The organism is Janthinobacterium sp. Mn2066, from assembly GCF_049319705.1.
Classification (GTDB): Bacteria; Pseudomonadota; Gammaproteobacteria; order Burkholderiales; family Burkholderiaceae_D; genus Janthinobacterium.
Genome location: NZ_JBMOUF010000009.1, coordinates 91,713 through 112,542 on the forward strand (window position 1 = coordinate 91,713; position 20,830 = coordinate 112,542).

The following is a 20,830-nucleotide window of genomic DNA, read 5'->3' on the forward strand; positions in this document are numbered from 1 at the left end:
CCAGGTAGTTATCGCTAGCGCGGCCTGACCGCCGTCAATTCCTGCGCCACCGCGGCGCAGGCGTTGACGTGCTGGTAGCCGATCTGGCGGAATACGGCGTAACCGAGCGCCGCCGCCACCGCCTGGCCGGCGAACGGCACGAAGCGCGCCACCTGCTTGGTGGCTATTTTTATGCCGCTGCGCTTGAGCAGGTGCATCAGCAATTCACGCGTCACCAATTTCCCCACCAGCATGCCGCCCATGCCCACCGCCGCGCGGTAGGCCATCAGCTTGAACTGCGGGTTCAGGCGTTCGATCTGTTCCGGCGTCAGGCCGAATTCATGGTTGATATCATTGATCAGCATCGATAGCAGGCCCACGTCGGACATCAGGTCGATGCCGGGAATCGGGATCGCCGAGGCCCCGGCCGACATGGCAGCACGACGCCGCACCAGGCTGCGGCAGCGCTCGCGCACCTGCCCGATTTCCGCACTGCTGCCGGGTATCAGGGTCCAATCAGGGCTGCTCTGGTCGGCCATTGCGGTTTCTCCATTTGGAAGGGAACATGTCCAAGTGTAACTGAAACGTGTATTACGCCGAATTCACTGGACACAGTTGCAATCTCTGTTATATTTCACAGGAGCATTCCTTAACATTACGATAAGCAGAGCGGACCGTCTGTTTGTTGCTACACACTCCAGTCAATTATGCGAATTGCCGTACTCGATAGCGACCATAGTCAGGCAGAACTGATCTGCCAGGTGCTCACTGCCGCCGGTCACGCTTGCCATGAATTTCAGAGCGGCAAGGAACTGCTGGGGCAATTGCGCAAGGACAGCTGCGACATGCTGATCCTCGACTGGCAAGTGCACGATATGGACGGCGCCGAAGTGGTGCGCCGCGCACGCGAAAAACTGGCGCCCAAGGCGCCCGTGTTGTTTATGACCAACAGCGCTGGCGAGGACGATATCGTCGAAGGCCTGACGGTCGGCGCCGACGACTATATGGTCAAGCCGCTGCGGCGCAGCGAACTGGCGCTGCGCACCCAGGCCCTGCTGCGCGTGGCCTACCCGGCCCAAACCGGCGCCGAACACTTGCAATTCGGCGCGTACACCTTTGAAACGCGGCCCGGACGCCTGCTCAAGGATGGCGAAGTGCTCGATGTGACGCACAAGGAATTCGCCCTCGCCCTGCTGTTCTTCCGTAACCTGGGGCGCCCCTTGTCGCGCGCCTACATCCATGAATCCGTGTGGCAGCGGGAAACGGCCCTGCCCTCGCGCACCATGGACACCCATGTCTCGCGCGTGCGCAACAAGCTGCAACTGAAACCCGAACATGGCTACCGCCTGGTGCCTGTCTACAGTTATGGCTATCGGCTGGAAAGACTGGGCAGCCACGACGCTGGCGCCAGAGTGTAGGCCAGCCCAAAAACGGGCGGGCTGCTCAAAGATCGGGCACAAAGCGCTATAATGTCGGCATAACGAATTCATATCGCCCGAAATGCAACTGTTAGCCGTCGGCCTCAATCACACCACCGCCCCAGTGTCGCTCCGCGAACAGCTGGCGTTTGCGCCTGAGCATCTGGGCCAGGCGGTGATGGCTGCGCGCTCCTGGTTCCAGCGCATCGACGCGCGCGACAATGACGAGGCGGCGATCCTGTCGACCTGCAACCGCACCGAGCTGTATGCGGCCAGCCATGTGCCCAATCCGCTCGACGCGGGCGCCCATTTCCTGGCCGATTATCACAAGCTCAGCTACAGCGAGCTGCGCCCCCACCTGTACATGCTGCCGCAGCACGACGCCGTGCGCCATACCTTCCGCGTCGCCTCCGGCCTCGATTCGATGGTGCTGGGCGAAACGCAGATCCTGGGCCAGATCAAGGACGCCATCCGCACGGCCGATGAAGCCGGTGGCCTGGGCACCTATCTGCACCAGTTGTTCCAGCGCAGCTTTTCGGTGGCCAAGGAAGTGCGCAGCACCACCGAAATCGGCGCGCACAGCGTGTCCATGGCGGCTGCCGCCGTGCGCCTGTCGCAGCGCATTTTCGACAAGATTGCCGAGCAAAATGTATTGTTCATCGGCGCCGGCGAAATGATCGAACTGTGCGCCACCCATTTTGCGGCGCAAAACCCGCACAGCATCACGATCGCCAACCGCACCATGGAACGGGGCGAAGCGCTGGCCCACCGTTTCAATGGCACCGCGATCCGCCTGGCCGACCTGCCCGAGCGGCTGCACCAGTTCGATATCGTCATCTCGTGCACCGCTTCGTCCTTGCCGCTGCTGGGCCTGGGCCTGGTGGAGCGCGCCATCAAGGCGCGCCGCCACAAGCCCATGTTCATGGTCGACCTGGCCGTGCCGCGCGATATCGAAGCGGAAGTCGGCCGCCTGAACGACGTATTTTTGTACACGGTCGATGACCTGGGCAAGGTCGTGCAGACGGGCCTGGAAAGCCGCCAGGCCGCCGTGGCGCAAGCCGAAGCCATCATCGAGACGCGCGTGCAATCGTTCATGAGCTGGGTCGATGACCGCGCCATGGTGCCCGTCATCCAGGATTTGCATGAAAGCAGCGAATCCTTGCGCCTGATGGAAGTGGACCGCGCCCGCAAGATGCTGGCCAAGGGCGCCGACATCGACGCCGTGCTGGAAGCGCTGTCGAAAGGCTTGACGGCCAAGTTCCTGCACGGCCCGCAGCAAGCGCTGCACCGCGCCCAAGGCGATGAACGCAAGCAACTGGCCACCCTGCTGCCCAAACTGTTCCGCGCCCGCCGTTAGCGCCGCCCCCTGGCTGCCTGCGCGGCCATGCCCCGATTTGCGCACCGCCCCCGGCGTGCCGCTCCCTTACTTTACTTTTTACGCGAATTGCTATGAAACCATCCATGCTGGACAAGCTCGATCAACTGGCGAACCGCCTGGTCGAGCTCGACGAACTGCTGATGCACCCGGACGCCACGTCGAATATGGACAACTACCGCAAGATGACGCGCGAGCATGCCGAACTGGGTCCGCTGGTGGCGGTGTACCACCGCTACCAGGAAGCGGGCAACGATATCGCCACGGCGCAAGAGATGCTGAACGACCCGGACATGAAGGATTTTGCCCAGGAAGAAATCGAAGCAGCCAAAGCTACCATGGCCCAGCTGGAACGCGAACTGCAAACCATGCTGCTGCCGAAAGACGCGAATGACGAGCGCAATATCTTCCTGGAAATCCGCGCCGGCACGGGCGGCGATGAATCGGCCCTGTTCGCCGGCGACCTGCTGCGCATGTACACGCGCTTTGCCGAACGCAACCGCTGGCAGGTGGAGCTGGTGTCCGCTTCCGACTCGGACCTGGGCGGCTACCGCGAAGTGATCGTGCGCCTGGTGGGCAATGGCGCGTATTCCAAGCTGAAATTCGAATCGGGCGGCCACCGCGTGCAGCGCGTGCCCGCCACGGAAACCCAGGGCCGCATCCACACCTCGGCCTGCACGGTGGCCGTGATGCCGGAAGCGGACGAGGTGGAAGACGTCAACATCAACCCGGCCGACTTGCGCATCGATACTTATCGCGCCTCCGGCGCCGGCGGCCAGCACATCAATAAAACGGACTCGGCCGTGCGGATTACCCACTTGCCGACCGGCATCGTGGTGGAATGCCAGGATGACCGCAGCCAGCACAAGAACAAGGCGCAGGCGATGAAAGTGCTGGCCGCCCGCATCAAGGACGTGCAGTTGCGCGAACAGCAATCGAAAGAGGCGGCCACCCGCAAGAGTCTGATCGGTTCGGGCGACCGCAGCGAGCGCATCCGTACCTACAACTACCCGCAAGGGCGAATGACGGACCACCGCATCAACTTGACCTTATACAAACTCGACTTCATCATGGATGGCGATTTGACGGAATTGACGAATGCGCTGGCGGCAGAGCATCAGGCTGAGCTCCTCGCTGCTTTGGGTGATTGATAGCCCCAGGCAAAGGCCGGGGTCAGTTCCTGCGAAATCGGAATGCCTCCCATTGGGGGCATTCCCCCGTCGGGTCTGACCCCAAGTTTAAGTAGCGGCTAAGCAATCAAAATTGCCCGATATGCGAGAATGCCTAGCTAAAATCTTCATTCACCTCACCGGAACATCCATGAAAAGTTCGCGCCCAGCACTCCTGTTTATCGCCGCCCTCTGCTTTGTCATGCTGGGCGTGGCCATGTATCTGCAGCATGTGGTCGACATGCTGCCCTGCCCGCTGTGCGTGATCCAGCGTTACCTGTTCCTCGGCATCGCCATCGCCTGCCTGTACGGCGCGGCATCGCAGCGGCCGAAAATCGGCGCCGGCATCGGCTTGCTGGCAGCGCTGGGCGGACTGGGCGTGGCCGGCAAGCACTTGTATGTGCTGGCCCATCCCGGCTTTTCCTGCGGCATCGATCCGATGGAAACGATGTTGAATAAAATCTTCCCGGCGACCTATCTGCCTTTCATCTTCCGCGCCGATGGCCTGTGCGAAGACGCCACCGCACCGTTCTTCGGCTTGTCGATCCCGCAATGGTCGTTCGTCTGGTTCGGCATCTTTACCCTCGCGCTGCTGTGGATCTTGTTCCGCCGCCAAAAGTAATCAACAAGTAAGCAACTTATTTCAATGCCAGAAATCGTGATTCCCGCCGGCAGCACTGTCGGCGCCCTGCAAATCCGCCCGCAGCTCGATGCGCTCGACAACCGCATCCTGCTGTGCCATGCGCTGGGGCTGTCGCGCGTGGGCTTGATCACGCAATCGGAGCGAGTGCTCACTGACGACGAGGCACAGCGCTTGAGGAGCTTGCTGGAACGTCGCCTGCGCGGCGAACCGATCGCCTACATCGTTGGCCAGCGCGAATTCTTCGGCTTGCCGTTTGAAGTCAGCGACGCCGTGCTGATACCGCGCCCCGACACGGAATTGCTGGTGGAACTGGCGCTCGACCGCTTGCCGGCCCAGGGCCGCTTGCTCGACATGGGCACCGGCAGCGGCGCCATCGCCGTGTCGCTGGCGCACAGCCGGCCGGACGCCGTCGTCACGGCGCTCGACGTCAGCAGCGCGGCGCTGGCCGTGGCGCGCCGCAACGCCAGCGCCAACGGCGTCAATATCACCTTCATGGCCAGCGACTGGTTTGAAGCGCTGGGCACGGAACGCTATGAACTGATCGTCTCGAACCCGCCGTATATCGCCAGCGGCGACCATCACCTGGCCGAAGGCGATTTGCGTTTTGAACCGGTGGGCGCGCTGACCGACCATGCCGACGGCCTGTCGGCCCTGCGCACCATCGTCGCTGGCGCCGCGCGCCACTTGACGGCCGGCGGCTGGCTGCTGATGGAACATGGCTATGACCAGGCGCACGCCGTGCGCCAGTTGCTGAGCGACGCCGGTTATGCCGAGGCGCAAAGCTGGCGCGACCTGGCCGGTATCGAAAGAGTCAGCGGCGCCCGTTTGGGTTGACGTCTTTTCATACGCATTGCCTGACCAGGCAATGCGCTGCACTCCTCCGCAGTTTGTTAAAATATCATCCCATTCCTGACCGAAATAGCACCCTGTCACAGGGTGGATAAAAGCGGCACGACGTTTTTTGGAGCTGCGCCGACGCAATTGCCAATTTTCGGTTAATCTCAGCACAAATTATTTATATGCTGCACAAGAAAGGAAGCTCAAATTGCCCAACCTGTTGACTCGCCGCCTGGCATTGCTGACCGAAGATGCCAACCGCGCGCTGCTGGGCGGCTTGCGTGGCATTGAACGCGAAACCCTGCGCGTCGATAGCGCCGGCCATCTCGCTTTCACGCCCCATCCGGCCGCCCTGGGTTCGGCCCTGACGCATCCCGAAATCACCACCGATTACGCCGAAGCCCTGCTCGAATTCATCACGCCGGCCGAAAGCGACATCGGCACCACGCTGGCCAAACTCGACACCGTGCACCGCTATGCCTATAGCCGCCTGGGCAATGAGTTGCTGTGGAGCCAATCGATGCCCAGCCAGTTGCCGGCCGAAGCCGACATCGAGATCGCCAACTACGGCAGCTCGAACATGGGCATGCTGAAACATGTGTACCGGCGCGGCCTGGCGCTGCGCTATGGCAAGGCCATGCAATGCATCGCCGGCATCCATTACAACTACTCGCTCGACGAGCGCCTGTGGCAGCTGCTGGCCGCCGATGCCGGCACCACCTCCAGCGCCAGCACGGGCACCACGGCGAAAGATATCCAGTCGGAAAGTTATCTGGCGACCATCCGCAATTTCCGCCGCTATAGCTGGCTGCTGATGTATCTGTTCGGCGCTTCGCCAGCCCTGTCGGCCGGCTTCCTGCGCGACCGCCCGCACAAGCTGGAAACCTTGTCCGACGATACCCTGTTCCTGCCCTACGCCACCAGCCTGCGCATGAGCGACCTGGGCTACCAGAACGACGCCCAGTCGGGCCTGCGTCCGCACGAAAACAGCCTCGACGATTACGTCAATGCACTGACGCAGGCCGTCAACGACCCGTATCCGCCGTACCAGGAGCTGGGTACGAAAAAGGATGGCGAGTGGATACAGCTGTCCACCAACGTGCTGCAGATCGAAAATGAATACTATTCGACCATCCGCCCCAAGCGCGTGATCCGCACGGGCGAACGCCCGATCCAGGCGCTGTGCCTGCGCGGCGTGCAATATATCGAAGTGCGCTGCATGGATGTCGACCCGTTCGAACCAGTCGGCATCAGCCTGGAAACGGGCCGCTTCCTCGACGCCTTTTTGCTGTTCTGCGCGCTCGACGAGAGTGCGCCGATCACGGCCGAACAAAGCGCCTGCTATACGAATAACTTCGCGCGCACCGTCAAGGAAGGCCGTAAACCAGGTTTGCACCTGCGCCGCGACGGCGCCGAGATCGGCTTGCAAGCCTGGGGCGAAGAATTGCTGGCGCGCATCGCTCCCGTGGCGGCGCTGCTCGACGCGCGCCAGGGCGGCACGGCGCATGCCGACAGCCTGGCCGCGCAGGCAGTCAAACTGGCCGACCCGGACGCCACGCCATCGGCAAAAGTACTGGCCGAAGTGCGCGCCAACGGCGGCTCGTTTGCGGCCTTCGGCCTGCAGCAGAGCGAACGCCACGCCGCCTTCTTCCGCACGCATCCGCCCACGGCCGAACAAAGCAGCTATTTCGACCATCTGGCGGCCAGCTCGCTGGCCGAGCAACGCGCGCTGGAAGCAGCGCCCGCCGGCAGCTTCGACGATTTCGTCGCCGCCTACCGCGCCAGCACCCTGTGTTCGCACACGTGAGTCATTGATACTCCACCAGGCGCCCCATGCTGACCTTCTACAATGAACTGCACAGCCAGCATCGGGGCCGCTTTGAAATGTTCCGCGGCGAGCTGGTGCCCTGTTTCGAAAAACCGGAACGGGCCGACATGGTGGTGGCCGAACTGGGACGGCGCAACCTGGGCCGTATCGTCACGCCGCACGGTGTGCCGCTGACCTCGCTCGAGCGCATCCACACGCCGCGCTATCTGCATTTTTTGCGCCACGCCTGGCACGACTGGCTGGCGCTCGATCCCGACAACGCCAGCAAGGATGCGCTGCCCTCCGTCTGGCCCGTGCGCACCCTGCGCAGCGATATCGAACCCGATAATTTTGCCGCCAGGCTGGGCCTGTACTCGATGGACAATGGCACGCCGCTCACCAGCGGTACCTGGACCGCTGCCAAGACGGGCGCCGACTGCGCCGTCAATGCGGCCCACGCCTTGCGCCTGGGCGAACGCGCCACCTTCGCCCTGACCCGGCCGCCGGGCCACCATGCGGGCAGCGATTTCTTTGGCGGCTACTGTTTCCTGAACAACGCGGCGCTGGCAGCCCAGCATTTGCTGGACGACGGCGCGCGCCGGGTCGCCATCCTCGACCTCGACTACCACCACGGCAACGGCACGCAGAGCATTTTTTATGCACGCGACGACGTGCTGTTCGTCTCGCTGCACGCCGACCCGCGCCACGAATTTCCGTTTTACCTGGGCCACGCCGATGAAACGGGCAGCGGCGCGGGCACCGGCTACAACCTCAACCTGCCGCTGCCGGCCGGCACCTCTGGCGCCAGCTGGTTTGCCGCGCTGGAAACAGCCTGTTTGCGCATCAAGATGTATGGCCCCGATGCGCTGGTGGTCTCGCTGGGCGTGGACACCTATGCCGGCGACCCGCTGTCCCACTTCACCCTGCAAAGCGGCGACTACCTGCGCCTGGGCGAACGCCTGGCTTTCCTGGACTTGCCTACCGCCTTTATTCTGGAAGGCGGCTATGCCGTGAAAGAGCTGGGCATCAATGTGGTGAACGTACTCGAAGGTTTCGAGACAGCGGAGTAAAGGGCGGCGTTACCAGCCGGTTCGCCGTCACACGCAGCACTCTCGCATGCTCACATTAATATTTTTCATTCTATTTACAAAATGTGAATATTGGTGAGTATTCAACCCGATCCAAGCTAGTAGAATTTATTTTCCATGAAGAAACATTCATGGTTATTCTGCTTGATAATCTTATAAAACTCCGGGAGAGTCAGATGCAAGTATTATCGTTGGATGAGTTGGAAATTGTTTCCGGTGGCTACTGGTGGGACAATGTTATTGACGAACAGTTCGGCGGCAACAATGGCGGCGGCCATCCTCCAAAGAATGAGGACAGCAAGCCTCTGGCAGAGCCTTGATGATTCAATCGCCTCATTCTTGATTGAATAGCTAACAAGAAACTCGCTCCGTAGAGCGAGTTTTTTTATGCGCCAGCGTTTAAAGACAAGGGCGCTACATATTCCTGAACAGGGTCATGAACGGCTGGCTGACGCTCAGCGTTTCCGGCCGCGTTTTCAGCCTCAGCAGACCACGTCCCATTTCATCGCGCGTGACCGACGCCACCATCTTCATGTTGACGATGGTCGAGCGGTGTATCTGTTTAAAAATAGCCGGGTCGAGCACATCGAGCAGTTCGCGGATCGGCTTGCGCAGCAGCGCCTCGCCTTCGGCCGTGATGACGGCCGTGTACTTGGTGTCGGACTGAAAATAGGCGATATCGTCGACCATGATCAAACGCGTATCCTTGCCGCTGCTGGCCGTCACCCACACCAGCGGCGGCGCCCTGGACACACTCGGCAAGGCGCCCGTCAGTTGCTGCAGCAAGCCGGCCAGCGCGGCGTCCGGTGCATCGCCGCGCGCGGCCCTGGCCTGCACCCGCAACATGGTGGCTTGCAGGCGTTCGCGGGCGATCGGTTTGAGCAGGTAATCGACGGCGCCCTTGTCGAAGGCCTCGATCGCATACTGGTCGTAGGCGGTGACGAACACCACCTGGGTGGACGGACTGGCGTCGAGCGCGCCGGCCGCCACTTCCATGCCGGACAAGCCGGGCATGCGGATATCGAGAAAGGCCACGTCGGGCTGCAAGGTGGCAATCGCATCGAGCGCCGTGCCGCCATCGTCGCAGGCAGCCAGGATGCGCAAGTCGGGCCACAGCTCGCCCAGCATGGCGACCAGCGCGTCGCGCAGCAGCGTTTCATCTTCGGCGATGATGCATGTCATGCCCGGCGTCGTCTTATCCATGTGCCGCTCCTTGCGCGCTGACGTCCGGCACCGTGATGGTGGCCGTCACGCCATCGGGGAAATTGGCCAGGATGGAAAACGAGGCGGCCGCGCCATACGTCAGGCGCAGGCGTTCGCGCACATTGCGCAAGCCGATGCCGGTGCCCGTGCCGTCGTCGCGGAACCCCTGGCCATCGTCGGCCACCGTGACGATCACCGTGCCATTGCCGCTGCGCGCCATGATCCAGATGGTGCCGCCGCCGCTTTTCGGCTCCAGGCCATGCTTGATGGCGTTTTCCACCAGGGTTTGCAGCATCATCGGCGGCAGTTCCACCTGGCGCAGATAGGCCGGCACTTCGATCTGCAGGTTCAAACGGGCGCCCATGCGGATTTTCAGGATATCGAGGTAGGCGCGCGCCCGTTCCAGTTCCGTGCCCAGGGTCGACATCGCTTGCTCCGTGCGCGGCAAGGAATGGCGCAGGTAGAGGATCAGGTTGCCCAGCATCTCGTCGGCCAGGGCCGGATCGCTGCGCGTGAGCAGCTGCGCGCTGGCCAGGGTGTTGTACAGGAAGTGCGGCTCGACCTGGGCGTGCAATAAACTCAGCTTGGCGACCGTCAATTCCTTCTCCGTCACCGTCTGGCGCGCTTCGGCCTGCTCGCCGCGGCGGCGCTGCGCCACCCGGCGCGTGATGGCGCGCGTCACCGCTTCGGCGTTTTCCAGGTTGCTGCCATGGTCGACCAGGAACCAGTCGGTCCAGGCATTGCGCGCCGGCTCGCAAATCAGGGTCACGCTGCCCGCTTCGCCATTCGGCGTGATGGTGGCCAGGATCTGGTTCGGCCGCGGTTCCATGAAGGCGAGCAAACGCATGCGTGGCAAACCCGTGTGCGTGTACGGCGCGGCGCGGCGCACGCGGGCTTGCACCTGCAGGCTGTCGCGGGCGCTTTCGACCACTTCGCTGCCTGGCAATTCGCGGATGGCCGCATCGATCATGTCGAACGCTTCGCCCGCCTCGAACGGGATCTCGATCTGGCGCCGCTGGCGGCTCGACAGGGTACTGGCATTGACTTCATTGGCAATCAGGCGCACCCGCCGCACATGCGAAAAGGCGTTGGTGATGACGATCGCCGCCAGGAAGAAGCCCAGGGTGACAAAAAAATCATCGGGATGCCAAAAGATATGGCGCAAATAATTTTCGACCAGGATGGCCGTGACGATGATGTAGGTGATCATCGTGGCCAAGGTCAGGCGCAGAATAAAGAAAATGCTCGTCATGATTTTTCCCTGGGTATTGAAGTAGGCGTAGCATAAGCAGCGGCGTCCACGGCGGTGGACATTATGCGACGGAAGGCCTGTCATGGCGACAAAGGCAAGGAAATAAAGCATTAACGATACAGAAGGCCAAATAAAATCGCTTGCAATTAAATAGCGCACGATATATATTGAGCACATGGACGCCGCAACGACAGTTTCAGACGGGCCTCCAGGGGTGCCTAGGCACGCAACAAGTAGTACACTATTTAGTCGTTATCTATTTATCCAAATACCTCATTAAAGGAAACCATCATGTCGATCAAACAAGTCCTGTATCGCGCTCAAGCAACTGCCACCGGTGGCCGCGAAGGCCGCGCCGTATCGTCCGACAATGTGCTGGACGTGAAACTGACCACGCCTAAAGAACTGGGCGGCAATGGCGCCGTCGGCACCAATCCGGAACAACTGTTCGCCGCCGGCTACTCGGCCTGCTTCATCGGCGCCATCAAATTCGTTGGCGGCCGCGACAAGATCGCCGTGCCAGCCGACCTGTCGATCGAAGGCCATGTGGGCATCGGCGCCATCGAGACCGGCTTCGGCATCGAAGTGGAATTGAAAATCTCGCTGCCAGGCATGGAACGCGCCGCCGCCGAAGCGCTGGTCGCCGCCGCCCACATCGTGTGCCCTTACTCGAACGCCACGCGCGGCAACATCGACGTGACCCTGACCATCGTGTAATAGATCAGTCCAGCCGCGCTGACACGCAGCACTGAAACATAGCCCGCCCCGGCCGCGCCCCTGCGCGGCCGGGGCTTGTGCATTGCACCGGGCCGCCGGGCTTATTGCGCTTTCACATAGTCGACAAAGGCGCGCAAGCTGCAGCTGATGTACTTGTTGCGCGGGTAGTAAAGCTGCAGGCTGGGTTTCTCCGGCAACCACGCTTCGAGCACGGAAACGAGCTTGCCACTGTCCAGGTATTGCCTGGCCTGTTCATAGTTGAGATAAGCGATCCCTGCTCCGCACAGTGCGGCCTCCAGCGCAGAATCGAGATCGTCGAGGATGATATTGCCCGTTACCGCGATTTCCAGCTTGCCCTCGGGACCATCAAACTCCCACAGATAGGGGCGGCCGCTCTGGAAGCGCAAGACGATACACTGGTGCGCACCGAGTTCGGCGGGATGCACGGGCGGCGCATGGCGTGCAAAGTAATCCGCCGTGGCGACCACGGCGAGCCTGATTTTCGGACCGATGGGCACGGCCACCATATCGTTTTCAAGCGCAGTGTCCAGCCGTATGCCCGCGTCAACATTCTGCTTCACAATATCGATCAGCTTGTCATCCGTGCTGATCTCCACCTTGATATCCGGGTACTCGCGGATAAAACCTGCCACGATCGGCACCAGCACCAGGCGTGCAAACAAGGGCGCCGTATTGATCTTCAAGGTGCCCATGGGGGTAGTACGGAAACAATTGACCTCATCGATCATCGTATCGATTTCATCAAAGGCCGGACGCAGGCGGACAAACAGGTTCAGCCCCGCTTCGGTCAGCGCCACGCTGCGCGTGGTGCGGTTAAAGACCTGAAGCTTCAGCCTTTGTTCCAGCTGCTTGATCGCGTGACTGACGGCGGACGGCGACAAGCCCAGCTCATCACCTGCCGCACGGAAGCTTTTGTGCCGCGCAACGGCAATGAATGCGGCGAAGTCGGCAAATTTCAATCGCATTAGTGAAAATCCTTCAGTAACCCATATCAATAACATCGTTTCACAAAATTATCCCCTGTTTCTACAATCAACGCCACATCGAAACGCATGGAGAAACTGGCATGAAAACAGAGAAACTACACCTGGTCTGGGCCCATCCCCGCACGGACTCATTCACCGCGCAAGTCGTCAGGGAAATGCAGGACCAGGCCGCGCAGCAAGGGATCACGGTCAGCAATCTCGACCTGTACAGCAGCAACTTCGATCCGGTGCTGGCCGCACACGATGAACCTGACTGGAATAATCCAAAGAAACAATACTCGGAGGATATCCACCGCCTGTATGCGGCAATCGAAGAGAGCGACACCATCGTGATGGTGTTTCCCGTCTGGTGGTTCAGCTTCCCGGCCATGATGAAAGGCTATCTGGACCGCGTCTGGACCAATGGGCTGGCGTATGGCGAAGGCAGTAGCCTGAAGGGCAAGAAATTCCGTTATGTCGCGCTGGTGGGTGGCACCGAATCCGGCTTCGGCAAGTACGGCTGGGAAAATCATATGCGGGACTACGTCGTCAGGATGATGAACTACCTGACAGTGGAAGATACGAGGATTGATTTCCTCTACAACACACTCGGCATGGAGGAAGAGATTAGCGCCAGCCATTATCAGCAGCTGCTTGCCCAGGCACGCGGCATCGTCACGGCCTTGCAAAGCTGAACCTGGTGCGCCGTTATCCGCTGCAAGCGGCGTGAAGCCGGTAAAATCATGGCCTCCACCAATCAAGGACACCGCATGATCAGCTGGCAATGGCTTACCTTCGAAGAACTCGGCACCCACACGCTGTATCAGGTGCTGGCCTTGCGCCAGCGCGTGTTCGTGCTGGAACAGCAATGCCTCTACCCTGACCTCGATGGCCATGACCAGCACGCCATGCATCTGCTGGGCTGGCGCAGCGTCGATGGCCAGCGCCAGCTGGCGGCGTATCTGCGCTGCCTGGCGCCGGGCGCCAAGTACACGGAAATGTCGCTGGGCCGCGTGCTGACGGCGCCCGAGGCACGCGCCGGTGGCGCCGGCAAGCAGCTGCTCACCGAGGGTATCGCGCGCGCCGAACAGCAGCATCCTGGCCACGCCATCCGCATCGGCGCCCAGCACTACCTGGAGCGCTTTTATCAATCGTTCGGCTTCGCCACCGTCAGCGCGCCCTACGACGAAGACGGCATCGCCCATATCGACATGCTGCGTCCGGCATCGAGGGCAGCCGCATGACGACGGCACTGATTTCCTGGAGCGGCGGCAAGGATTCCTGCCTGGCCCTGTGGCGCGCCCGCGCGGCCGGCATGGCCGTGCCGCTGCTGATCACGGCGATGGATGAAGATGGCCGCAAGTCGCGTTCGCACGGCGTGCCGCCGGAGCTGCTGGAAGCGCAGGCGGCCAGCCTGGGCGCCCGCCTGCAGCGCTATCACGCCAGCTGGGCCAGCTATGAGGAAAAATTCATCGCCATGCTGCGCGAAGCCAAGGCAGCGGGCATACACCACGCCATCTTTGGCGATATCGACTTGCAGCCGCACCGCGACTGGGAAGAAAAAGTCTGCGCCGCGGCCGGCCTGGCGGCGCATCTGCCGCTGTGGGGCGAAGTGCGCCGCGCGCTGGTCGACGAGTTCCTGGGCGCCGGCTTCAAGGCCATCGTCGTGTGTGTCAACGGCCAGCACTTGTCACGCGACTTTTGCGGCCGTGAATTCGACGCCAGCTTCCTGGCCGACCTGCCGCCCGGCGTCGACGCCTGCGGGGAAAATGGCGAATTCCATACCTTCGTCTACGATGGTCCGGCCTTCAGCACCCCTGTCGCCCTGCGCCGCACGCACCTGCTGCAATACGATGCGCCCGCCAGCCTGGGCGGCGCCACTTATTATTTCCAGGAACTGGCGCCGGCCTGAACGGTCGCCGAAAACAAAACGGGCGACCCCGCAGGATCGCCCGTTTTTTCATGTGGTCAATGTAACGATCAATTCACCGAGATCAGCGTCACGTCGAATACCAGGCCGGCATACGGCGGAACCGCCTGGTTGCCGCTGCTATCCTTCGGGGTGCCGCCAGGACCATAGCCCAGGCTGGACGGGATCAACAGGCGACGCGTACCGCCTACCTTCATGCCCACCAGGCCCTGGTCCCAGCCGGGGATGACGGTACCCCGGCCCAGCACGAAAGAAAAACCCTGGCCAGGCTTGCTTGCATCGAACTGCTTGCCCTTGCCATCCGGCTGGGCCGAGTTGTACAGCCAGCCCGTGTAAGACACGACCAGGCTGTTGCCAGCGGCAGCGGTCGCACCGGTACCGACGGTCAGATCGGTGACGGTTAAGGCCGCCACCTGCGTCGCTGGATCGATCACGACGGGTTTCGTGTCGGAAGCGGCAGCGCCGCAAGCGGTCAATACTACGGCACAAGCGATACTGGCAATCAATTGAAATACCGATTTCATGGTTTCCCTTTAAATATTGGAGTGTGACTAATAACGCCTGACAAAACCGTAGCGAGCAGATGCGAGTTGTGGCTGAGAAGCGGAGCTGTGCGCATGCACAGTGAGCATCGCAGGCCGCAAATCGCGACGCGCAGTAGGTTTTGACAGGTGTTTACGGGCCGTACGGTGCGGCCCCGTGCTTAGCGCAGTTTAACAGGTGTCGGGAAGCCGACTTGTAAGCAGAGGTAAGCACGGCAGAAAAATAGGGTGACAATACAACATTGTCAAAATAATTATCCTGCCGGGCCCTCCCGTCAGATTTCCACTTGCGTGCCCAGTTCGATGACCCGGTTGCTCGGGATCTGGTAGTAATCGGCTGCCGTGCGCGCATTGCGCGACATGGTGACGAACAGGTGTTCGCGCCATGGCATCATGCCGGCGCCCGGCGTGGAAATGATGGTCTGGCGGGCGATGAAGAACGAGGTTTCCATCATCTCGAAATCGAGTCCCTGTTCCGCGCACTGCGCCAGCGCACCCGGAATATCGGGTTCATCCTTGAAGCCATAATGCACGTTCACCTGGTAGCACTGGTGGCCCAGGTCTTCCACGCGCACCCGCTCGGATGGCGCCACCCACGGTTCTTCATGCATGTAGACCGTCAGGAAAATCACGCGCTCGTGCAGCACCTTGTTGTGCAGCAAGTTGTGCAGCAGCGCATGCGGCACGCCGTCGGTCTGGCCGCGCAGGAAGATGGCCGTGCCGGCCACGCGCTGCGGCGCCGAGATAAACAGCGAGGAAAGGAAGTCGTCGAGCGGAATCGCATGTTTTTCCAGGTTCTGGAACACCAGTTCGCGGCCACGCTTCCAGGTCAGCATGACGATGAACAGGATGGAGCCCAGCAGCAGCGGGAACCAGCCGCCATGCAGCAGCTTCAGGGCGCTGGCCGAGAAGAACATCACATCGATGGTCAGGAAGAAGCCGGTAGCGGCCCAGCACAGGAACAGATTCATCTTCCAGCGGTAGCGGATGACGAAGAAGGTCAGCACGGTGGTGGCCATCATGGTGGCCGTGACGGCGATACCGTAGGCGGCGGCCAGGTTTTCCGAGGAACCAAAACCGATCACGGCCATCAGCACCACGGCCAGCTGCAGCCAGTTCACGGCCGGGATGTAGATCTGGCCGATCTCGCTCTCCGAGGTATGGCGCACGCGCATGCGTGGCAGGAAGCCCAGCGCGATCGCCTGCTTGGTCATCGAGAAGGTGCCGGAAATGGTCGCCTGCGAAGCGATCACGGTGGCCAGGGTCGACAGCACCACCAGCGGGTAGACGCTCCAGGCGCCCAGCTGCTGGTAAAACGGATTCGAAATCGCATCGGGATGCATCAGCAGCAAGCCGCCCTGGCCCAGGTAGTTGAGCGCCAGCGCAGGGAAGACGATCAGGAACCAGGCGACCTGGATGGGCTTTTTGCCGAAGTGGCCCATATCGGCATACAAGGCCTCGGCGCCCGTCAGCGCCAGCACCACGGCGCCCAGCGCCACGAAGGCGACGAAACCATGGTTGAGCAGGAAAGTGGCGGCGTACAGGGGATTGAGCGCGGCCAGCACGGCCGGCGCCTTGATGATGTTGATCACGCCCATGATGGCCAGGGCGCCGAACCACAGCACCATCACGGGCGCGAAGAAGCGCCCGATGCCGGCCGTGCCATGCGACTGCACCGAATACAGCACCAGCAGCAGCAAGATCGTCAGCGGCACGACATACGGTTTCAGGGCCGGCGTGGCCACTTCCAGGCCTTCGATGGCCGACAGCACCGAAATGGCCGGCGTGATCACGCTATCGCCGTAAAACAGGGTGGCGCCAAACACGCCGATCAGCATCAGCGCAAAATACCAGCGCGAACTGCGGTTGACGGAGGACAACACCAGCGCCATCAAGGCCATGATGCCGCCCTCGCCGCGGTTGTCGGCGCGCAACACCAACGTCACGTATTTGAGCGAGACGATGATGGTCAGGCTCCAGAAGATCAGCGAGATGATGCCGAGCAAGTTGCCGTGGGTCAGTTCCAGGCCGTGGGCAGGGTCAAAGACAGTCTTCAGGGTATACAGCGGACTGGTGCCGATATCGCCGTAAACGATACCGACAGCAGCCAGGGTCAAGCCGACCAGGCTGCTTTTTTTATGTTCCGACGTCAAGGTTGCACCCGATTTTGTTTTGTTGCATCGCACAATATGATAGGTATTAGCAAATAGCAAGTGTATTTTTGCATGGTTCCTGGCTGTCCCAAGGTCGTGTTTTTTGTAGGCTGAGGTACTGGCATGAGTACTCGTGCAAGTGGGGTATGGCTGATTTGCTGCCATTCTACGCCTCGCCAGCAGCGCCGGGCAGTCCCCCGTGTTTTCAGCGATAATGACAGATTGTCTACTACCGCGCGAACGCCACCATGAATCCAGGCATGTTGTACGCTTCCCTCGCCTTCTTGTGCTGGGGATTGTTTCCACTGTACTTCCATGCCATCGAAGAGGTCGCGCCGCAGGAAATCCTGGCGCACCGCATGGTCTGGTCGCTGCTGTTCCTGGGCCTGGTGCTGACCGTACGGCGCCAGTGGGGCTGGCTGCGCAGCCTGAAAACCCAGCCGCGCGTGGTGGCCAGCTTCGTCGCCAGCGCCTTCTTGCTGTCCACCAACTGGTTCATTTATATCTGGGCCGTCAACAACAACCACGTGGTCGACGCCAGCCTCGGCTATTTCATCACGCCGCTGGTCAATGTCATGCTGGGCTTCCTGCTGCTGCACGAGCGCCTGCGCCGCCTGCAATGGCTGGCCATCGGCCTGGCTGGCTGCGCCGTGGCCTGGCTGACCTGGCAGGCAGGGCAGATACCATGGATCGCCCTGCTGCTGGCGGCCACCTTTGGCGGCTATGGCTTGCTGCGCAAGACGGCAGTGCTGGGGGCGCTGGAAGGCTTGTCGTTTGAAACCTTGATTTTGTTCCCCTTGGCGCTGGCCTATATGCTGTGGCTGGGCTGGCAAGGCCAAAGCGGCTTCGTTAATACCGAGTCGCACGGCACGCGCGCCCTGCTGCTCGCTTCCGGCCCCATCACGGCGATTCCCCTGCTGCTGTTTGCGGCCGGCGCGCGCCGTTTGCCGCTGGCCGTGCTGGGCCTGCTGCAATACATTGCCCCCACGGGCCAGCTGCTGATCGGCGTCTGGGTCTTCCACGAAGCGTTCACGCCGGAACGCATGCTCGGTTTCATGGTGATCTGGATCGCCCTGGCCCTGTATGCGCTCGAAGGGCTGTGGAGCACCCAGCGCGCCCGCAACAGCGCCTGACACTGTTGATCGTGTCCGCTTCGCGCCCGTTTCTGCAGCGCACAGCGCTGGCCGGAAGCGGGCGTTTACCGTATCCTGTCCGTCTTTGTATATCACCCGAGATTTCTAATGGCTAATTACGTCTACACCATGAATCGCGTGGGCAAAATCGTTCCGCCCAAGCGCCAGATTCTGAAAGATATTTCCCTGTCCTTCTTCCCAGGCGCCAAGATCGGCGTGCTGGGCCTGAACGGTTCCGGTAAATCGACCCTGCTGAAAATCATGGCAGGCATCGACACCGACATCCAGGGCGAAGCCGTGCCGATGCCAGGCCTGAACATCGGCTACCTGCCGCAGGAACCGCAGCTCGATCCTGAAAAAACCGTGCGCCAGGAAGTCGAATCGGGCCTGGGCGAAGTATTTGAAGCGCAAGCCAAGCTCGAAGCCGTGTACGCCGCCTATGCCGAAGAAGACGCCGACTTCGATGCGCTGGCCACGGAACAGGCACGCCTGGAAGCGATCATTTCGACTTCCGACGGCGGCAACTTGAACCTGCAGCTGGAAATGGCCGCCGACGCGCTGCGCCTGCCGGCATGGGATGCCAAGATCGCCGTGCTGTCCGGCGGTGAAAAACGCCGCGTGGCGCTGTGCAAGCTGCTGCTGTCGAAACCGGACATGCTGCTGCTCGACGAGCCGACCAACCATCTGGATGCGGAATCGGTCGACTGGCTGGAACAATTCCTGCTGCGCTTCCCGGGCACCGTGGTGGCGATTACCCATGACCGCTACTTCCTCGACAACGCTGCCGAGTGGATCCTGGAACTGGACCGTGGCCATGGCATTCCATGGAAAGGTAACTACTCGACCTGGCTGGACCAGAAGCAAGCCCGCCTGAAACAGGAAGAAGCCACCGAATCGGCGCGCCAGAAAGCCCTGCAGAAGGAACTGGAATGGTCGCGCCAGAACCCGAAAGCGCGCCAGGCAAAGTCGAAAGCCCGCCTGGCCCGCTTCAATGAGCTGTCCGAGCACGAATACCAGAAGCGCAACGAAACCCAGGAGATTTTCATCCCTGTGGCCGAACGCCTGGGCAATGATGTGATCGAATTCAAGAACGTGTCGAAAGCGTTTGGCGACCGCCTGCTGATCGATAACCTGAACTTCACGATCCCCGCCGGCGCCATCGTCGGTATCATCGGCCCCAACGGCGCGGGTAAATCGACCCTGTTCAAGATGATCACCGGCAAGGAACAACCGGATAGCGGCGAAGTGGTGATCGGCCAGACGGCGCGCGTCTCCATCGTCGACCAGAACCGCGACAACCTGGCGGACAACAAGTCGGTGTACGAAGACGTCTCCGGCGGCGCCGACATGCTGACCGTGGGCCGCTTTGAAATGCCGTCGCGCGCCTACCTGGGCCGCTTCAACTTCAAGGGCTCGGACCAGCAAAAACTGGTGGGCAACCTGTCCGGCGGTGAACGCGGACGTCTGCACCTGGCAAAAACGCTGTTGATGGGCGGCAACGTCCTGCTGCTCGATGAACCGTCGAACGATCTGGACGTGGAAACCCTGCGCGCGCTGGAAGACGCCCTGCTGGAATTTGCCGGCAGCGTGATGGTCATCTCGCATGATCGCTGGTTCCTGGACCGTATCGCCACCCACATCCTGGCATTCGAAGGCAACTCGCAAGTGACCTTCTTTGACGGCAACTATCAAGAATACGAAGCCGACAAGAAGAAACGCCTGGGCGAAGAAGGCGCGAAACCGAAACGTATCCGCTACAAGCCCTTGACCGTGTAAGTCTGGCTTGCTAAGACAAAAAGGCAGTCACCGCGAGGTGACTGCCTTTTTTTTAAGCACTAATTAGTACTTTTAAAACCGTAGCGAGCGGCAACGAGTTGTGGCTGAGAGGCGGAGCTGTGCTTTGCACGGGACCGCCGAGGCAGTCCGCAAATCGCGCCGCGCAGTAGGTTTTTAGAAGTTGTAGCGTGCGCCTAAAGCCAGGCCGGTGGCCTTGTTGCCCTGATCGGCGCTCTTGCCGAAGTGTTCCAGCTCAGCCGTCAGCGAGACTTTCTCGTTGATGGCGTATTGGGCGCCGACGGAAGCGTACACGCCCGTCTTGTTGTCACCCGTGATGCCCGTCGAGAGGCCGGTGCCGGTCAGGCCAGTGTTCACGCGGGCCACGCCCAGCTTGCCGAACACGCCCAGTTTATCGGACACCGGCATGGTGGCTTTACCAGCCAGGTAATAGCCGTGGGAATCGCTTTTCACGCTGCCGCTACCGGCGCTGGTGATGTAGTTATAGTCCTTGCTGCCGAAATCGGCATAGCCGCCTTCCACTGCCCAGGTTTTGTCGATATCGTAACCGGCATAGATTTTGCCGCCAGCCTGGTAACCGCTGTGGTTACCGGCGCTGGTTGCGCCAGGAACATCGAAGTTATAACGGTTGACGGTGACACCACCACCAACATAAGCACCATCAGCGTGCGCAGCGCTCATGCCGGCGACTGCAGTAACGGAAGCGATCATTGCAAACAGGATCTTTTTCATCATGTTCTCTCTTTCTCAATAAGTTGACGTGCCTTGATTCGCAGTTCAGCGAAGTGCGATGAGTGAAGAGTA

The 20,830-nt window shown here is 61.1% G+C and carries 21 protein-coding genes; 14 read left to right on the top strand and 7 right to left on the bottom strand.

Annotated features, from left to right (window positions below; all coding sequences use genetic code 11):
* Window positions 1–14: 14 nt before the first annotated feature.
* On the bottom strand, window positions 15–518 hold the full coding sequence (locus tag ACL9RI_RS18535) for a hypothetical protein (protein ID WP_422727978.1): 504 nt from the start codon (window positions 516–518) through the stop codon (window positions 15–17).
* Between the two features lie 168 nt (window positions 519–686).
* Here ACL9RI_RS18535 and ACL9RI_RS18540 point away from each other — a divergent pair, with 168 nt between their 5' ends.
* From ACL9RI_RS18540 to ACL9RI_RS18575, 8 genes are all read left to right on the top strand, one after another.
* Complete coding sequence (locus ACL9RI_RS18540) at window positions 687–1,397, top strand: response regulator transcription factor (protein ID WP_422727979.1); 711 nt, start codon at window positions 687–689, stop codon at window positions 1,395–1,397.
* Window positions 1,398–1,479: 82 nt separating this feature from the next.
* Window positions 1,480–2,754: a glutamyl-tRNA reductase gene (hemA, locus tag ACL9RI_RS18545; RefSeq protein WP_422727980.1), complete on the top strand. Its 1,275-nt coding sequence runs from the start codon at window positions 1,480–1,482 to the stop codon at window positions 2,752–2,754.
* A gap of 92 nt (window positions 2,755–2,846) precedes the next feature.
* Window positions 2,847–3,923 (top strand): peptide chain release factor 1, encoded by a 1,077-nt coding sequence (gene prfA, locus ACL9RI_RS18550; RefSeq protein WP_422727981.1) that lies wholly within the window; start codon window positions 2,847–2,849, stop codon window positions 3,921–3,923.
* A 169-nt stretch (window positions 3,924–4,092) separates the two neighbouring features.
* Window positions 4,093–4,563 carry a disulfide bond formation protein B gene (locus tag ACL9RI_RS18555; RefSeq protein WP_422727982.1) on the top strand — a complete coding sequence of 157 codons (471 nt, stop codon included), beginning with the start codon at window positions 4,093–4,095 and terminating at the stop codon, window positions 4,561–4,563.
* A gap of 24 nt (window positions 4,564–4,587) precedes the next feature.
* On the top strand, window positions 4,588–5,418 hold the full coding sequence (gene prmC / locus ACL9RI_RS18560) for a peptide chain release factor N(5)-glutamine methyltransferase (RefSeq protein WP_422727983.1): 831 nt from the start codon (window positions 4,588–4,590) through the stop codon (window positions 5,416–5,418).
* A gap of 211 nt (window positions 5,419–5,629) precedes the next feature.
* Window positions 5,630–7,228: a glutamate--cysteine ligase gene (gene gshA, locus ACL9RI_RS18565; protein ID WP_422727984.1), complete on the top strand. Its 1,599-nt coding sequence runs from the start codon at window positions 5,630–5,632 to the stop codon at window positions 7,226–7,228.
* A gap of 26 nt (window positions 7,229–7,254) precedes the next feature.
* Window positions 7,255–8,298, top strand: a complete 1,044-nt coding sequence (locus ACL9RI_RS18570) for a histone deacetylase family protein (RefSeq protein ID WP_422727985.1) — start codon at window positions 7,255–7,257, stop codon at window positions 8,296–8,298.
* Window positions 8,299–8,447: 149 nt separating this feature from the next.
* On the top strand, window positions 8,448–8,636 hold the full coding sequence (locus ACL9RI_RS18575; RefSeq protein ID WP_422727986.1) for a hypothetical protein: 189 nt from the start codon (window positions 8,448–8,450) through the stop codon (window positions 8,634–8,636).
* 94 nt (window positions 8,637–8,730) lie between these two features.
* Here ACL9RI_RS18575 and ACL9RI_RS18580 read toward each other — a convergent pair whose 3' ends face one another.
* Complete coding sequence (locus tag ACL9RI_RS18580; protein ID WP_422727987.1) at window positions 8,731–9,519, bottom strand: LytR/AlgR family response regulator transcription factor; 789 nt, start codon at window positions 9,517–9,519, stop codon at window positions 8,731–8,733.
* Window positions 9,512–10,771: a sensor histidine kinase gene (locus tag ACL9RI_RS18585; protein ID WP_422727988.1), complete on the bottom strand. Its 1,260-nt coding sequence runs from the start codon at window positions 10,769–10,771 to the stop codon at window positions 9,512–9,514. Before ACL9RI_RS18585 ends, ACL9RI_RS18580 begins: the two co-directional genes overlap by 8 nt.
* A gap of 291 nt (window positions 10,772–11,062) precedes the next feature.
* Between ACL9RI_RS18585 and ACL9RI_RS18590 the strand changes: the two genes are divergently transcribed.
* The gene (locus ACL9RI_RS18590) at window positions 11,063–11,488 is read left to right on the top strand and encodes an organic hydroperoxide resistance protein (RefSeq protein ID WP_422727989.1); all 426 of its coding nucleotides are present in this window, start codon (window positions 11,063–11,065) and stop codon (window positions 11,486–11,488) included.
* Window positions 11,489–11,589: 101 nt separating this feature from the next.
* Here the strand turns inward: ACL9RI_RS18590 and ACL9RI_RS18595 are convergent, their stop codons facing one another.
* Window positions 11,590–12,474, bottom strand: a complete 885-nt coding sequence (locus tag ACL9RI_RS18595) for a LysR family transcriptional regulator (RefSeq protein ID WP_422727990.1) — start codon at window positions 12,472–12,474, stop codon at window positions 11,590–11,592.
* A gap of 101 nt (window positions 12,475–12,575) precedes the next feature.
* Between ACL9RI_RS18595 and ACL9RI_RS18600 the strand changes: the two genes are divergently transcribed.
* The 3 genes from ACL9RI_RS18600 (at window position 12,576) to ACL9RI_RS18610 (ending at window position 14,386) form a co-directional block, all read left to right on the top strand.
* Window positions 12,576–13,169 (top strand): NAD(P)H oxidoreductase, encoded by a 594-nt coding sequence (locus ACL9RI_RS18600; RefSeq protein ID WP_422727991.1) that lies wholly within the window; start codon window positions 12,576–12,578, stop codon window positions 13,167–13,169.
* Between the two features lie 75 nt (window positions 13,170–13,244).
* On the top strand, window positions 13,245–13,718 hold the full coding sequence (locus tag ACL9RI_RS18605; protein ID WP_422728127.1) for a GNAT family N-acetyltransferase: 474 nt from the start codon (window positions 13,245–13,247) through the stop codon (window positions 13,716–13,718).
* Window positions 13,715–14,386: a diphthine--ammonia ligase gene (locus ACL9RI_RS18610; RefSeq protein ID WP_422727992.1), complete on the top strand. Its 672-nt coding sequence runs from the start codon at window positions 13,715–13,717 to the stop codon at window positions 14,384–14,386. The genes ACL9RI_RS18605 and ACL9RI_RS18610 overlap by 4 nt, the downstream gene beginning before the upstream one ends.
* 68 nt (window positions 14,387–14,454) lie before the next feature.
* Here the strand turns inward: ACL9RI_RS18610 and ACL9RI_RS18615 are convergent, their stop codons facing one another.
* On the bottom strand, window positions 14,455–14,928 hold the full coding sequence (locus ACL9RI_RS18615; protein ID WP_422727993.1) for an FKBP-type peptidyl-prolyl cis-trans isomerase: 474 nt from the start codon (window positions 14,926–14,928) through the stop codon (window positions 14,455–14,457).
* Window positions 14,929–15,221: 293 nt separating this feature from the next.
* On the bottom strand, window positions 15,222–17,099 hold the full coding sequence (locus ACL9RI_RS18620) for a potassium transporter Kup (RefSeq protein ID WP_422727994.1): 1,878 nt from the start codon (window positions 17,097–17,099) through the stop codon (window positions 15,222–15,224).
* Window positions 17,100–17,347: 248 nt separating this feature from the next.
* Here ACL9RI_RS18620 and rarD point away from each other — a divergent pair, with 248 nt between their 5' ends.
* Window positions 17,348–18,232, top strand: coding sequence for an EamA family transporter RarD (gene rarD, locus ACL9RI_RS18625; RefSeq protein WP_422727995.1), 885 nt, complete (start codon window positions 17,348–17,350; stop codon window positions 18,230–18,232).
* A gap of 108 nt (window positions 18,233–18,340) precedes the next feature.
* Complete coding sequence (ettA, locus tag ACL9RI_RS18630) at window positions 18,341–20,008, top strand: energy-dependent translational throttle protein EttA (RefSeq protein WP_183679557.1); 1,668 nt, start codon at window positions 18,341–18,343, stop codon at window positions 20,006–20,008.
* A 174-nt stretch (window positions 20,009–20,182) separates the two neighbouring features.
* Here the strand turns inward: ettA and ACL9RI_RS18635 are convergent, their stop codons facing one another.
* Window positions 20,183–20,761, bottom strand: a complete 579-nt coding sequence (locus tag ACL9RI_RS18635; RefSeq protein WP_422727996.1) for a porin family protein — start codon at window positions 20,759–20,761, stop codon at window positions 20,183–20,185.
* Between the last annotated feature and the right edge of the window lie 69 nt (window positions 20,762–20,830).